The organism is Aeribacillus sp. FSL K6-1305 (genome assembly GCF_038050115.1).
GTDB classification, from domain to species: Bacteria; Bacillota; Bacilli; order Bacillales; family Aeribacillaceae; genus Aeribacillus; species Aeribacillus composti.
In genome coordinates, this window is record NZ_JBBOQV010000001.1 from 1596833 (window position 1) to 1611081 (window position 14249).

Here is a 14249-nt window from a genome sequence, read left to right on the forward strand (position 1 = left end):
CTTATCTTTATTGAAAGGAATAAATAACTGCCTCAACAAAAATAAAGGTTCAGTGCCACGGCCTGAACCCTGTTAGGCATTTGGAATGAAGACGCTGCTTTAAACCGATTTTTTCTCTATGATTGTCTCTGGATAAATTTGCTCCGTTGGAGGATTGATAAGCGCACAATCTAACACTTCCTGAAAGCTTCGAACAGGAATAATTTCAATGTCTTCAATCGTTTTTAAAATTGACTGCATATTCTCCTCTGGTATGATCACTTTTTTTGCACCTGCCATCTTGGCAGCTTTTATTTTTGGAATAATTCCGCCAATCGGTTTTACATTCCCATGAATGCTGATCTCTCCAGTCATCGCAACGGTATTATCAACAGGAATTTTGTGGATGGCAGAAAAAATGCCGGTTGCCATCGCTATTCCTGCACTCGGTCCATCAACAGGTACCCCGCCGGGAAAGTTTACATGAATATCATAATCATGGGCATTAACTCCCATTGATCGTAACACTGTTATGACATTTTCAACGGAGCCTTTGGCCATGCTTTTTCTTTTGATGGATTTTCCGCGGTCGCCAATGTTTTCTTCTTCTACAATACCTGTAATGTTGATCGTTCCTTTTTCTTTTGCCGGAATAACCGTCACTTCCACCTCTAATAAAAAGCCGCTGTTTGGTCCGTAAACAGCAAGACCGTTCACCAGTCCAACTTTAGGTTCATTTCCAATTTTCTTTTCATATTTTGGTGTAAGCTGGCTGGAATGGACAATCCATTCAATATCTTCGACTTTCACTTCATTTCGGTCCTCGGTGATGGCAATTCCAGCAGCAATTTGCATCATATTGGCAATTTCTCTTCCATTGCGGGCATAAGAAGTTAAAATGGATATTCCTTTTTCTGAAATTTTTACATTTACTTTTTCAGCCGCTTTCCGAGCAACGACCGCGAGTTCATCGGCCGTTAAATCTCTAAAAAATACTTCAAGGCAGCGCGAGCGAATGGCGGGCGGTATTTCAGATGGTGTTCTTGTAGTTGCCCCGATCAAGCGAAAATCAGCCGGGAGACCGTTTTGGAAAATATCATGAATATGACTTGGAATTTGAGAATTTTCTTCACTATAATAGGCGCTTTCTAAAAAAACTTTTCGGTCTTCAAGTACTTTTAACAGTTTATTCATTTGAATGGGATGGAGTTCGCCAATTTCATCAATAAACAACACGCCGCCGTGTGCATGAGTCACTGCTCCTTGTTTCGGCTGTGGAATTCCGGCTTGTCCCATTGCCCCAGCACCTTGATAAATGGGATCATGAACAGAACCTATTAAAGGATCAGCTATTCCCCGTTCATCAAATCTCGCTGTTGTTGCATCCAATTCAACAAAAACAGCATTATGTTGAAAAGGAGACTTTTTATTTCTTTTCGCTTCTTCAAGAACGAGCCTTGCAGCAGCCGTTTTTCCTACACCAGGAGGTCCGTAAATAATAACATGCTGGGGATTCGGCCCGCATAAAGCCGCTTTTAATGCTTTGATGCCATCCTCCTGTCCGACGATGTCAGAAAAGCTTTTTGGACGAATTCGTTCTGAAAGCGGCTTTGATAATTGGATAGCTCTCATTTTTCTCAATTGTTCCATTTCTTTTTTCGACTCGCGGTCAATGGAAATTTTTTGCGTCCGCTGATTCCGCAATAAATTCCAAAAATAAAGACCGACAATGACTCCGAAAATTAATTGTATGAAAAGGGCAATCCCTGTCCAGTTCATCCTGAGTTTCCTCCTCAACAAATGTTTATCCCCTATTATCTCCTTTGCATATACGGATTAAACATATGTTGAGGACGGATTTTCATGAAAAGAAGGATCGAGTTGTATGAACTCGATCCTTCTTATTTTTATGAGAACAACTATCCTTTTACAAAACTAAACTGCTGCAAATTCAGACTAAAAAGCCCGTCAAAACGTGTCTTATGCGGAAGTTTTCGTATCTTCATTTATAATGGTTCCATCATTTGCAATCAGCTTCGGAGGAATTTTTTCTCTTACAGTGTTTGCCGTGATGACACATTTTGTAATATCATCACGAGACGGCAATTCAAACATCACATCAAGCATAATGCCTTCAATGATAGAACGAAGGCCGCGCGCACCTGTTTTTCGTTCAATTGCTTTTTTCGCAATTTCTGATAATGCTTCTTCTTCAAATTCCAGCTCAACGCCATCTAGCTCGAGCATTTTTTGATATTGTTTAACAAGCGCGTTTTTCGGTTTTGTTAATATTTCGACAAGTGCTGCTTCATCAAGCGGTTCAAGGCTGGCAATGACAGGCAAACGCCCGATAAATTCCGGAATTAACCCGAATTTTAATAAATCCTCAGGTAGCACCTTTGAAAGCAGTTGCTTTTGATCAAGCTCTTTGTTTCGGCTATCTGCTCCAAATCCAATGACCTTTTGCCCTAATCTGCGCTTGATGATTTGCTCTATGCCGTCAAATGCTCCGCCGCAAATAAATAATATATTAGTCGTATCGATTTGGATAAATTCTTGATGCGGATGTTTTCTTCCGCCTTGTGGAGGAACACTTGCTACAGTTCCTTCCAAAATTTTCAGAAGTGCTTGTTGGACGCCTTCACCAGACACATCTCTTGTAATGGATGGATTTTCTGATTTTCTAGCAATTTTGTCAATCTCATCGATGTAAATAATTCCTTTTTCCGCTTTTTCCACATCGTAATCAGCAGCTTGGATTAGCTTCAGCAAAATATTTTCAACATCTTCCCCAACGTATCCAGCTTCCGTTAGCGACGTTGCGTCAGCAATTGCAAATGGAACATTCAAAATGCGTGCAAGCGTTTGTGCAAGCAGCGTTTTTCCGCTTCCTGTCGGCCCGATTAACACAATATTACTTTTGGACAGCTCAACATCATCAATTTTATTGTTTGAATTAATCCGCTTATAATGGTTGTAAACTGCAACCGCCAAAGATTTTTTTGCCTGCTCCTGCCCGATTACATATTCATCTAGGATGCTGAGAATTTCTTTCGGTTTCGGAACATCCTTAAATTCAGCCTCTTCTTCTGTGCCAAGCTCCTCTTCTACAATTTCTGTGCAAAGTTCAATACATTCATCGCATATATAGACGCCAGGACCAGCAACCAGCTTTCTCACTTGATCTTGAGTTTTTCCGCAAAACGAACATTTTAACTGTCCCTTTTCATCGTTAAACTTAAACATGATATCACCCCTTAATTTCCTTCATTGCCTCCCCACCCATATATAAACCGCACGCATGAATCGGGGAACAATGCTTTTCAAACAAAAGAAAAGTATGTATCGCATTTTATCATAAAACAAAAGAAAAGCGGTAATGAAAAGTATGTATAGTTATGTGACAATTATTATGTACAGTTTCGAACGATTTAACGCTTTTCATTTTATAAAACAAGGCACGATCAAATCGCGCCTTGTTATCAACTTTATCAAAGATCATGATGTTCCTGTAACTATATTATGCAACATCTTTTCTATTTTCTACAAGAAAATCGACCGCTTTTTTAATTTTTAAATCTTCTTTTATTCCTTCTGTTGAACCGAGTGCTCTCTTAACGCTTTCAACTGGCATATTGTACATGTCAGCCATTTTTTGCAGCTCTTCATTTACTTCTTCTTCTGTCACATCAATGTTTTCAGCTTTCGCAATTGCTTCTAATGTTAAGTTATATTTCACGCGCTTTTCAGCGTCTTTTCTCATTTGTTCACGCAATTCTTCTTCGCTTTGGCCAGAGAATTGGTAATACAGTTCTAAGTTCAAGCCTTGCAATTGCAAGCGTTGTTGAAATTCATTCATCATTCTTTCAAGTTCATTGTCAATCATCACTTGCGGAATGTCCACTTCAACATTTTCTGCAGCTTTTTCAACAAGTTCATCACGAAGTTTATTTTCAGCTTGTGTGTTCTTTTGCTCTTCTAAACGCTCTCTAATTTTCGCCTTTAATTCTTCAAGTGTTTCAACCTCATCGTTTACATCTTTTGCAAATTCATCATCCAATGCAGGGAGTTCTTTCGTTTTGATTTCATGAATTTTCACTTTAAAGACAGCCGGTTTTCCAGCAAGCTTTTCCTCATGATATTCTTCAGGGAACGTTACTTCTACATCCTTTTCTTCGCCTGCTTCAAGCCCGATCAACTGATCTTCAAAACCAGGGATAAATGTGCCGGAGCCGACTTCCAAAGAATAATTCTCAGCTTTTCCGCCTTCAAACGCTTCGCCGTCAACAAAACCTTCGAAGTCGAGGACGACTGTATCTCCCTCTTCCACTTTTCCTTCTTCTTTCACAACCAATTCAGCATGCCGTTCTTGAAGCTGTTTTAATTCGTTTTCCACATCTTCATCCGTAACGGTTGTATCTTCTTTTTGGACATCCAAACCTTTATATTCGCCAAGTTTCACTTCTGGTTTGACCGTTACTTTAGCCGTAAAAATAAGCGGTTTATCTTTTTCAATTTGTTCAATATCAATTTCAGGACGGTCTACCGGTTCAATTCCAGCTTCTTCAACCGCTTTTGGGTAAACTTCTGGAAGCAAAATATCAAGCGCATCTTGATATAGCGCCTCAACACCGAATCTCTTTTCAAAAATAGGGCGCGGCACTCTTCCTTTGCGGAATCCTGGAACAGCTACATTTTTTACAACTTTTTTAAATGCTCGATCCAGCGCTTCTTTAAATGTTTGTGCATCTACTTCAACGGTTAAGACTCCTTCGTTTTTCTCTAATTTTTCCCATTTAACTGACATTTGTTTCCCTCCAACAATCTATAAATATTATTCGTGAGTACACGATAAAAATTTTTTATATGCCTTGTCCGTAAAGAAACAAGCCATAAAATAAATATGTCAAAAAAGGATAACCGGCACCAATAGCAAGAAAGGTGCATACAAAAAATATACATTTTACAACCATTTTATTATACCATAGGATTCAATCCTTTCAATAGGACTCTACCATCTAATGTTTGAAATTTCTTCAATTTGTCTAATTTTATCGCAAACTGAAATAAACTCAGCACTTTTTATGTTGTAAATCCGCTCAACTTCCGTCAGCTTGATGACGATCCCAAAAATTTCGTAGCCAACGTAATGAAGCGCTGCTGCCCAAATATTTGCATTTTCCGGTTTAGGATGAAAAGGATACATGACATATAAATGACGAATCCATATATCTTTTACAGCTTCGAAAAGGGTTGGATTTTCATTTCCTAAAAAATCGTCCAAAAGATTGAGCACTTTTTTGGCAAACGTCATTTCTAATAAATCTTGAAGATGGATAGGATTTACAGCGGTAGTTTCCCCGAATTTCTCAACGGTCATTATTCGTGCTATTTCATGATCTCGCAATATTTGCAGCAGCATTGTTTTCACAACCGGATGGACCGTTTTTGACTGAAGCATCTCTTCAATCGTATGTAAATTTTTTTTAACATTATTATTATTTTTGATCGAATGTATGTAGGAAATTTGCTTGTCCAGCCTGCTGAAAAGATCATCGTCATTCGGTTCTGGACTGATTTGCTCTTCGCTCATCCTCCGGCTAAAATGAAGCAGCTTGTAAAACTGTTCTGCATGTGCTGCCGGAAGTTTATTTTCTTCCAAAACCGCTTCAATCGTCGTTTTTACCTCATCATATTGTCCAAGCTGTACTAAAATCGTTAAATACATCTGCAATATTTCAAAATAATTTCCTTTTGCTTCGTGAAGCATTTTTTTACAAATTTGTTTTGCTTCCTGATATTCTCCAAGCTCCATTAAGCATAAAGCAATTCCTATTTCAATATCAGGGTGATTTGAATTCCAAGATCTCGCCTCTAAAAAAAGGTCGAGCGCTTGTTCAAATTGTTTATTATGTAACGCATTCATTCCTTTTTCAATCAATCGTTCATTAAGTCGGGGAAAGGGAATGATTTTTCCATTCGCTTTTTTCATTGTAGAAAACCTCTTTATGATTTTGCTACAAGTTTACCAGCTGAGCAACGAGAAAACAAGAATCAAAAGAAAAAGCGGAGGATGCAATCATCATCCCCACGCTTTTGCCTTTTGTTCAAATTGGCTGATCTGCTCTTCATATAATAATGTAAATCCTATTTCGTCGCGTCCATTTAAAAGCATTTCCTTCCAATGCTCATTAATGTCAAAATGAAACTCAAATCCTTCTTGATCAAATACTTTTTGCTGCTCTAAATCAATCGTGCATTCGTACACATTTCCTTCCGCTTTTTTGAGCAATGTTTCAAACACTTCTTCATTGACCCGTATCGGCAGGATTCCGTTTTTTAAACAGTTTTGATAAAAAATATCTGCGAAGCTAGGCGCGATAATTGCGCGGAAACCAAAGTCTGCTAAAGCCCATGGAGCATGCTCTCTTGATGAACCGCAACCGAAATTTTCGCCAGCTAGCAAAATTTGTGCGCCTTTGTAGACTGGCTGATTTAACTCGAATTGTGGATTTTCCTCACCATTATCTAAATATCTCCAATCAAAAAAAGCAAATCTTCCATAACCTGTCCGTTCAATTCGTTTTAAAAATTGTTTCGGAATGATTTGGTCCGTATCCACATTTGTTCTATTTAATACTGCAATATGGCTAGTTAATGTTGTAAAAGGCTGCATGCTGCTTCTTCCCTCCTCATTTTACTGCTTCAAGCTTCTCTGTCCGAATATCAACAAACTTACCATAAATTGCTGCCAGTGCTGCCATTGCAGGACTCACTAAGTGAGTTCTTGCCCCTTTCCCTTGACGTCCTTCAAAGTTGCGGTTGGAAGTAGACGCACATCGTTTTCCAGGAGGCACGACATCGTTATTCATGCTTAAACACATGCTGCATCCAGAATCTCTCCATTCAAAACCAGCATTGATGAAAATTTCATGCAATCCTTCTTGTTCTGCTGCTTGTTTTACTTTTTGGGAGCCTGGAACTACGATCGCTTTCACATTTGGAGCAACCTTTCGTCCTTTAATTACATTCGCCGCTGCACGCAAATCAGTTAGTCTTGAGTTTGTACATGATCCAATGAATACATAATCGATTTCAATGTCTTGAATGTTCGTTCCCGGTTCAAGTCCCATGTACTCATACGCCCGTTTGAAGGAAGCTGCTTCATTTTCATTGCGTGCATCCTCAAGTGTCGGAATCGAATGGTCAACAGGCAGCACCATGCTTGGATTTGTACCCCAGGTAACCATCGGTGCGATGTCTTCCCCGCGGATTTCAATCGTTTTATCAAATGTAGCTCCTGGATCAGATCTTAAAGATTTCCAGTAAGCAACTGCTTTTTCGAACTCTTCCCCTTTCGGAGCATATTTTCTTCCTTTTATATAATTAAAGGTTGTTTCATCCGGAGCTATTAAACCGGCGCGGGCACCTGCTTCGATTGACATATTGCAAATAGTCATCCGTTCATCCATTGATAAGCTTTCAATCACTTCACCCGAATATTCAATAACATAGCCTGTACCGAAATCAACACCAAATTTTCCAATAATGTAAAGGATGACGTCTTTGGCCGTGACTCCTTCTGACAAAGATCCTGTCACTTTCACTTGCAAAGTTTTCGGACGGTGCTGCCATAATGTTTGAGTGGCCAAAACGTGTTCTACTTCACTTGTTCCGATTCCAAATGCCAGCGCCCCAAAAGCGCCGTGTGTCGATGTATGGCTGTCTCCGCATACAATAGTCTTTCCTGGAAGAGTAAGCCCTAATTCCGGACCGATAACATGGACAATTCCTTGATCATCGCTGTCTAATCCTGCCAGAGTAATTCCAAATTCTTGGCAGTTTCTTTCTAAAGCACTTATTTGGTTTTTAGCTACATCATCTTCAATGACAAAGCGGTTCACGGTTGGGATATTATGATCCATTGTGGCAAAGGTGAGATCAGGACGTCTCACTTTCCGTCCGTTTTGTCTCAATCCTTCAAAAGCTTGCGGTGATGTAACTTCATGTATGAGATGAAGGTCAATATAAAGCAGATCCGGTTTTCCCTCTTCCCTTACGACCACATGATCATCCCAGATTTTTTCTATTATGTTTCGAGGCTTCATTTTCTTTTTCCCCCTATTTCCTGTTTTGTATCTATTAAGAAAACGGTGAGCTTCTCCTCCCGGAAAAGCCCACACCCCCCCATTTTATTCGTAGGAATCGATAATATTTAATAGTGCATAATCGTTCGCAAGCACTTCTTTGATTTCTTCCACCATTTCAGTTGTATGAATAAATGCACCTTCATTATTTGTTAAATCTCTCGTGCACTTTCCGGAATCCAACACGTGTTTAACCGCTTTTTCAATGGCTCTAGCTTCTTCATGAAGATCAAAGGAATAGCGGAGCATGAGCGCACCAGATAAAATCATTCCGACAGGGTTTGCCAGGTTTTGGCCGGCAATGTCAGGAGCCGATCCATGCACTGGTTCATATAAGTGCAATCCACTGTTTGATAAGCTTGCTGAAGGAAGCATGCCCAACGATCCAGTAATCATGGATGCTTCATCGCTTAAAATGTCACCGAACATATTTTCCGTCACAATCACATCAAACTGGCTTGGCATGCGGATCAATTGCATGGCCGCATTATCAACAAGCATATGCTCCAATGTGACATCAGGGTATTTAGAAGCCAATTCTTCGGCAATTTCACGCCAAAGCTTGCTAGTTGTAAGCACGTTTGCCTTATCAACAGACGTTACTTTTCCTCGGCGTTTTTGCGCCATTTGAAAAGCTGTTTCCAAAATGCGTTCAATTTCTTTCCGTTTATAAAAAAGCGTGTCAACCGCTGCTTCTTCTCCGTCTGAAACGATTCTTTCACTCGGTTTCCCGAAATAAAGTCCGCTTGTCAATTCGCGTACAATCACCAAGTCAACATCTTCTATTTTTTCTCCCTTTAACGGAGATATTTCTTGAAGGGCTTTATAAGTTTGAACAGGGCGGATATTTGCAAATAAGTCCAACTCTTTTCGAATGCCTAGCAATCCTTTTTCCGGACGGAGTTCAGGAAGATTTTTATCCCATTTCGGACCGCCTACAGCTCCTAATAAAACCGCATCGCTTGAACGACATAATTCAATCGTTTCTTCAGGAAGAGGTGTCCCGCACTTATCTATCGCTTCTCCGCCAATTAAGCCGAATTCAAATTCAAAATCATGTTTGTAATATTGTCCAATAGCCTTTAAAACCTCAATAGCTCCGTTCGCTACTTCTTTTCCAATGCCGTCTCCCGGCAAAACAGCGATTTTTTTCTTCATCACGTTCCACCCCTTTCATGATTTTATACAGTCGCCTGATGTTTTTCCTTCGCTGTATGTTTGAGTAATATCGCCCTGTTGACAGCATTTAGATAGGCTTTGGCAGATGCTTCAAGCACATCCTGGGCAATGCCGCGTCCTCCCATTTCAATTCCGTCCACGTTAACTTTTACATATACTTGCGCTAACGCATCGCGTCCTCCTGAATTAGATTGGATTCGGTAGTCCAGCAAAGTGACGGACTGCTTCAAACAGCGTTCTAACGTATTGTAAATAGCTTCTACGCTTCCATTTCCTGTCGCAGCCTCTTGAATTTCCTCGTTTTCTTTCGTTTTCAGCGTCACAGTGGCAGACGGGACTCCAGTCGTACCATATGTTACCTGCAGCGCACAAAGTTCATATGTTCCTTCTTCACCTGTTAATTGTTCTTCTAATACAAGAGCTACAAGATCATCTTCCGTCAATTCTTTTTTCTTTTCAGAAAGTTCCTTAAAAGCAGTGAATAAACGATTTGTCGCTTCTTCATCCATTGTAAAGCCTAATTCCTTGAGCTTTACCCGAAATGCGTGACGACCAGAATGTTTCCCTAATACTAAACTGTTGGACTGTACCCCAACAAGTTCAGGAGATATGATCTCATATGTTGTTTTTTCTTTCAGCACACCGTCTTGATGTATGCCAGATTCATGGGCAAAAGCGTTTTTCCCGACGATCGCTTTGTTTGGCGGAACTATCATTCCTGTCAATTTGCTCACTAAATCACTTGTTCTCTTAATTTCATTTAAGCGGATGTTTGTTTCAACTTTGTAATAGTCTTTTCGAATGTACAGAGCGACAGCCACTTCCTCTAAAGCTGAATTGCCCGCACGCTCTCCAATTCCGTTAATCGTACCTTCAATTTGCCCTGCTCCATGTTCTACAGCGCTGAGAGCGTTCGCTACTGCCATTCCTAAATCGTCGTGGCAATGAGCGGACAAAATGACTTGATCAATGTTTTTCACATTTTGTTTTAAATATTCAAATATTTTGCCATATTCAATCGGAGTGATATAGCCTACAGTATCAGGAATATTGATGACTTTCGCGCCGGCTTCAATCACTTTTTCAACAATTTCCGCCAAAAAATCGAGTTCAGTGCGGCAGGCATCCTCTGCAGACCATTGTATAATAGGGAAAAATTTCGCTGCATATTTGACGGATTCTACTGCACGCTCGATCACTTGCTCCTTCGTCATTTTCAATTTATATTCCCGATGAACAGGCGATGTTGCAATAAACGTATGAAGTCTTGGCTCCGCCCCGTCTTTCAATGCTTCCCACGCCGCATCGATATCTCCTTTAACAGATCTCGCCAATCCTGTAACAGAAGAATTTTTGATTGTTCTGGCAATTTCCTGTACTGAGCGAAAATCGCCTGGAGAGGAGGCAGGAAAGCCTGCCTCAATAATGTCCATTCCAACTCGTTCCAGCTGTTTTGCGATTTCTAATTTTTCTTTTAAGTTTAGGTTTACTCCAGCGGATTGCTCGCCATCTCTTAAGGTTGTGTCAAAAAAGTTAATTTTTCGCACCAGTTACCACCGCTTCCTTATTTTTAGGCTTTACAAACGGCATCATGTCTCTTAACACTCTTCCGACCTGTTCAATTTGATGCTCATTTTCACGATTGTTGATCGCGTTAAACTGCGGTCTTCCTACTTGGTTTTCCAAAATCCATTCTTTCGCAAATTTTCCAGTTTGAATATCATTCAATACAGCTTTCATGTTTTCTTTTACATGCGCATCGATTACGCGCGGTCCAGATACAAAATCACCCCATTGAGCTGTATCGGAAATGGAGTATCTCATGTTGGAAAGCCCGCCTTCATACAGTAAATCCACAATTAATTTTAGTTCATGCAAACATTCAAAATATGCAACTTCAGGCTTGTAACCTGCTTCAACAAGCGTTTCAAATCCAGCTTTTACAAGGGATGTTAACCCGCCGCAAAGAACTGCTTGCTCACCGAAAAGATCCGTTTCTGTTTCTTCTTTAAACGTTGTTTCAAGAACGCCGGCACGTGCGGATCCGATTGCTTTTGCATATGCTAAAGCCAATTCTTTCGCTTGACCTGTTACATTTTGTTCAACAGCAATCAATGCCGGAACCCCAGCTCCTTCAGTGTAAGTTCTTCGCACAAGATGACCTGGGCCTTTAGGTGCAACTAAAAATACATCCACATCGCTTGGCGGAACAATTTGATTGAAATGAACGTTAAATCCATGGGCAAATACGAGAGCATTTCCTGCTTTTAGTCCCGGCTTCACTTCATTTTCATAAAGCTCTCTTTGCTTTTCATCCGGAACAAGCACCATGATAATGTCTGCTTCTTCAACAGCTTCACGAACTGTTTTAACTTCCAATCCATCCTCTTGAGCTTTTTCAAATGATTTACCTTTTCTAACGCCAACTACTACATCTACGCCGCTTTCTTTTAAATTTAAAGCATGCGCGTGACCTTGAGAACCATATCCTAAAATCGCTACTTTCTTCCCTTCTAATACAGCTCCGTTAATATCTCCGTTATAGTATACTTTTGTCATTTGTACATCTCCCTTTCTTAAATGTTTTACTATATTTAAAAATGTATTAGACGATTGAAAAAGTTTTTTCGGACTGCTGCAGCTTTTGTGTACCGCGAGGAAAAGCTGTCAGTCCTGTTCTTGCTATTTCCTTGATGCCGTACGGTTTCAATAAGTCAATCAGCGCTTCAATTTTGTTCGGCTCACCTGTTACCTGTACGACAACGCTGTCTCTGCTAACATCAATGATCGATGCGCGAAACGGTTCGATCACACCGTATATTTCCATTCTTGTCGATGGATTTGCAACAACTTTAATTAATGCTAGTTCTCTTGCAACAATTGATTGATTTGTGATATCCATCACTTTCAACACATCAATTTGCTTATTTAATTGCTTTGTAATTTGTTCAACTTCTTTTTCTTCTTTAACATTTACAACAAATGTAATTCGCGAAACGCCTTCTATTTCCGAATGGCCGACAGAAATGCTTTCGATATTATAGTGTCTTTTCGTAAACAGGCCAGTAATTCGGTTTAAAACTCCTGATCTATTCATGACAGTCAGCGTAATGATTCGCTTCATTTCTTTATCCCCACCATTTCATTCAGTCCTTTGCCAGGAGCAATCATTGGATATACGTTTTCTTCCGGTGCTACGACGATTTCAATCAGCTCCGGCTCTCTGTTTGCAAAGCTTTTTTCCAACACTGTCTTAAGATTTTGATGATTTTGGATTCTTACTCCTTTTATTCCAAACGCTTCTGCCAATTTAATAAAATCAGGCTGCGTTTGAAAGACGGAATGAGAATAACGTTTTTCATAAAAGAGTTCTTGCCATTGGCGAACCATACCGAGCGAATTGTTGTTCAGAACGATTACTTTGATTGGCAAATTGTGCTCTTTGATTACCGCAAGCTCTTGGAAGGTCATTTGGAACCCTCCATCACCCAATATCGCGACAACCGTTCTGTTGCGGTCAGCAAATTGCGCGCCGATAGCTGAAGGGAGTCCAAAGCCCATCGTTCCAAGTCCGCCCGATGTCACCCATCTGTTTGGCGAATTAAAGCGATAATATTGCGCAGCCCACATTTGATGCTGGCCTACATCTGTTGTAACAATTGCTTCTCCTTTTGTTTGTTTATAAATTTCTTCGATCACTTCTTGAGGTTTGATTTCATTTTCAGATTTTTCATACCATAATGGATATTCTTTTTTATATTCAGCAAGATGCTGAATCCACTCTTGATGATCGCCTTTATTTCCTTCCTGCTCGATCAAAAGCTTCAATACTTGCTTCGCGTCGCCGACAATCGGAATTTGTGTGGGAACATTTTTACCAATTTCGGCAGGATCAATGTCAATATGTGCTACAGTTGCATTAGGCGCAAAATGTTTAAGATTTCCTGTCACTCTGTCATCAAAGCGGGCTCCGATGCTAATCAATAAGTCGCATTCATAAAGAGCCATGTTAGCCGCGTATGTTCCATGCATTCCTGCCATTCCTAAAAATAGAGGATGATCCGCTGGGAAACTTCCTAATCCAAGTAGAGTGTTTGTGATCGGAATTTGCTGCTGTTCAACATATTCTCTCAGTTCATTCGCAGCATTGGCATGAAGAACGCCGGCACCAGCTAAAATCACCGGTTTTTTTGCACTGCTGACCGATTCCACCAGCCTGCGGATTTGCAAGTAATTCGGCTCTAATTTCGGCTGGTAGCCAGGCAATGACAATTCCATATCATATTCGAAATTGCCTTCCGCCTGTGAAATATCTTTTGGAATATCGATCAATACAGGTCCTGGTCTTCCAGTTGTTGCGATATGAAACGCTTCTTTAACAATTCTCGGTAAATCATTTATATCCCGAACTTGATAATTATGTTTTGTAACGGGCATGGTAATTCCGATCACATCTGCTTCTTGGAAAGCATCAGAACCGATCACAGTTGTTGCTACTTGCCCTGTAAAGACGACGAGCGGCAAAGAATCAATTAATGCATCCGCAAGCCCTGTCACTAAGTTGGTTGCACCAGGTCCTGAAGTGGCAATGACGACACCCGGTTTTCCGGATATACGTGCATATCCTTCAGCAGCATGGATTCCTCCTTGCTCGTGTCTTGTTAAGACGTGAAAGACTCCAGAATTATATAGCTTATCATATATTGGCAAAACGGCTCCACCGGGATAGCCGAAAATGACTTCTACATTTTCCCTTTTTAAGGCTTCGATGAGCATTTCCGACCCCGTCATGGTTGTTGTTGTACATTTGGTTTTCAACTCATCCAACTGTACATTCGCAGTCATGAATATATCCTCCTTTTAAACAGATGTGATAGAATTTTTAGATAATGAAAAACCTTCCCGCCCCTATGAAACCCACTTATAGCAGGCCAAAGGGGCGAG

At 40.3% G+C, this 14249-nt stretch carries 11 protein-coding genes and 1 other annotated feature (1 of these 12 cut by a window edge); all 11 genes read right to left on the bottom strand.

Going from position 1 to position 14249, the window contains the following annotated elements; genetic code table 11:
- Positions 1–99: 99 nt before the first annotated feature.
- Positions 100–1758, bottom strand: coding sequence for an ATP-dependent protease LonB (lonB, locus tag NST97_RS07705; RefSeq protein ID WP_327847815.1), 1659 nt, complete (start codon positions 1756–1758; stop codon positions 100–102).
- Between the two features lie 201 nt (positions 1759–1959).
- Positions 1960–3225, bottom strand: coding sequence for an ATP-dependent protease ATP-binding subunit ClpX (clpX, locus tag NST97_RS07710; protein WP_066249773.1), 1266 nt, complete (start codon positions 3223–3225; stop codon positions 1960–1962).
- Positions 3226–3499: 274 nt separating this feature from the next.
- On the bottom strand, positions 3500–4786 hold the full coding sequence (gene tig, locus NST97_RS07715) for a trigger factor (RefSeq protein WP_063387461.1): 1287 nt from the start codon (positions 4784–4786) through the stop codon (positions 3500–3502).
- 204 nt (positions 4787–4990) lie between these two features.
- The gene (locus tag NST97_RS07720) at positions 4991–5971 is read right to left on the bottom strand and encodes a tetratricopeptide repeat protein (protein WP_339193186.1); all 981 of its coding nucleotides are present in this window, start codon (positions 5969–5971) and stop codon (positions 4991–4993) included.
- Positions 5972–6061: 90 nt separating this feature from the next.
- Positions 6062–6655 carry a 3-isopropylmalate dehydratase small subunit gene (leuD, locus tag NST97_RS07725; RefSeq protein ID WP_063387459.1) on the bottom strand — a complete coding sequence of 198 codons (594 nt, stop codon included), beginning with the start codon at positions 6653–6655 and terminating at the stop codon, positions 6062–6064.
- A 16-nt stretch (positions 6656–6671) separates the two neighbouring features.
- Positions 6672–8087 carry a 3-isopropylmalate dehydratase large subunit gene (leuC, locus tag NST97_RS07730; RefSeq protein WP_340734101.1) on the bottom strand — a complete coding sequence of 472 codons (1416 nt, stop codon included), beginning with the start codon at positions 8085–8087 and terminating at the stop codon, positions 6672–6674.
- A gap of 84 nt (positions 8088–8171) precedes the next feature.
- A complete protein-coding gene (gene leuB / locus NST97_RS07735; protein ID WP_063387457.1) occupies positions 8172–9284 on the bottom strand; it encodes a 3-isopropylmalate dehydrogenase in 1113 nt (370 codons plus the stop codon).
- 23 nt (positions 9285–9307) lie between these two features.
- Complete coding sequence (locus tag NST97_RS07740; RefSeq protein WP_339193188.1) at positions 9308–10852, bottom strand: 2-isopropylmalate synthase; 1545 nt, start codon at positions 10850–10852, stop codon at positions 9308–9310.
- Positions 10839–11897 (bottom strand): ketol-acid reductoisomerase, encoded by a 1059-nt coding sequence (ilvC, locus tag NST97_RS07745; RefSeq protein WP_257790183.1) that lies wholly within the window; start codon positions 11895–11897, stop codon positions 10839–10841. Before ilvC ends, NST97_RS07740 begins: the two co-directional genes overlap by 14 nt.
- 13 nt (positions 11898–11910) lie before the next feature.
- A complete protein-coding gene (gene ilvN, locus NST97_RS07750) occupies positions 11911–12429 on the bottom strand; it encodes an acetolactate synthase small subunit (RefSeq protein ID WP_063387454.1) in 519 nt (172 codons plus the stop codon).
- Positions 12426–14150, bottom strand: coding sequence for an acetolactate synthase large subunit (gene ilvB, locus NST97_RS07755; protein ID WP_063387453.1), 1725 nt, complete (start codon positions 14148–14150; stop codon positions 12426–12428). Before ilvB ends, ilvN begins: the two co-directional genes overlap by 4 nt.
- Positions 14151–14237: 87 nt before the next feature.
- Positions 14238–14249, bottom strand: a binding site (T-box leader) (it continues 240 nt past the right edge of the window).

Coding starts and splice junctions, on each gene's coding strand:
- tig (WP_063387461.1), bottom strand. CDS start 4,786: ATGTCAGTTAAATGGGAAAAATTAGAGAAAAACGAAGGAGTCTTAACC.
- leuB (WP_063387457.1), bottom strand. CDS start 9,284: ATGAAGAAAAAAATCGCTGTTTTGCCGGGAGACGGCATTGGAAAAGAA.
- ilvB (WP_063387453.1), bottom strand. CDS start 14,150: ATGACTGCGAATGTACAGTTGGATGAGTTGAAAACCAAATGTACAACA.
- NST97_RS07720 (WP_339193186.1), bottom strand. CDS start 5,971: ATGAAAAAAGCGAATGGAAAAATCATTCCCTTTCCCCGACTTAATGAA.
- lonB (WP_327847815.1), bottom strand. CDS start 1,758: ATGAACTGGACAGGGATTGCCCTTTTCATACAATTAATTTTCGGAGTC.
- clpX (WP_066249773.1), bottom strand. CDS start 3,225: ATGTTTAAGTTTAACGATGAAAAGGGACAGTTAAAATGTTCGTTTTGC.
- leuC (WP_340734101.1), bottom strand. CDS start 8,087: ATGAAGCCTCGAAACATAATAGAAAAAATCTGGGATGATCATGTGGTC.
- ilvN (WP_063387454.1), bottom strand. CDS start 12,429: ATGAAGCGAATCATTACGCTGACTGTCATGAATAGATCAGGAGTTTTA.
- leuD (WP_063387459.1), bottom strand. CDS start 6,655: ATGCAGCCTTTTACAACATTAACTAGCCATATTGCAGTATTAAATAGA.